This is a genomic window from Parasutterella secunda (assembly GCF_023336895.1).
Classification (GTDB): Bacteria; Pseudomonadota; Gammaproteobacteria; order Burkholderiales; family Burkholderiaceae_F; genus Aphodousia; species Aphodousia faecalis.
The window spans coordinates 1-754 of record NZ_JAMBLT010000026.1 but is presented as its reverse complement, the minus strand read 5'-3'; the positions used below and the strand labels follow the sequence as shown (position 1 = coordinate 754).

The 754-nt window shown below is 42.4% G+C and carries 2 protein-coding genes; one reads left to right on the top strand and one right to left on the bottom strand.

Going from position 1 to position 754, the window contains the following annotated elements; genetic code table 11:
* Positions 1-196 (top strand): hypothetical protein (locus M3080_RS09125; protein ID WP_249092814.1); only part of this gene is annotated, 196 nt, incomplete at its 5' end.
* Between the two features lie 365 nt (positions 197-561).
* On the opposite strand, the gene M3080_RS09120 is transcribed toward M3080_RS09125, so the two are convergent.
* The coding region (locus M3080_RS09120; RefSeq protein ID WP_428982298.1) for a hypothetical protein at positions 562-754 on the bottom strand (193 nt) is incomplete at its 5' end.

The window sequence follows — 754 nt, the reverse complement described above, 5'->3', positions numbered from 1 at the left end:
GACAGGAACAGCCGGAGCAACTCCTTACGGTTCATCGGGCGTTATGTATAGTGGTTCCGGCGGTGGATGGACTTCTAATACGACACTATCCGGTGCTGGTATTTATTTTGATGCTTCGAGAGCTACCAATATTTACAACGAGTCATTAACTATTCAGCCCCAAAGCTCTTATGCCTTGATGATTATCAAGGATTGAGCCGAGTTCGGTTGAATCGTACTAGATTGTGAATAAACAGAACTAGCCACTGATGCATTTAATTCAAATCGGTTTCCGTTCGAATCATAGTGAGCAACACCTCCTGTGCTACCTATTTTAACAATGCAGTCATTGCCATCGCCAACATAGTTTTGATTCAAAGCGCCCCTGATATTAGGACCTAATATAACGGGTAGAACCTCTGGCAACCAAGATTTAAACGGATCGGTAAGTGGAGCTTTTAGCGTTATCAGTTCAAACCACCGAAACTCAGGGGACTACTCTTGGGCATCACTGATTGGATTTGATGCTTCTCTTTCAAACGATAAGTTTGGGACTTCAGACTCTATTCAGCCAAGCTCTGGCTATGCTTTGATGATAATTAAAGAGTGAGCAGAGTTCGGTTGTATTATCGTTGACTTGCCATAAATATCACTCTCAAGGGAAGCATCAAATCCCACTTTGATGGCATTTCTTTCTGGAGAGGCAAAAGAATTTGATGCCGAAATTTTGTAAAACGCGCCTAACGTTGACCAATTTGTACCATTTTCTCCTGTG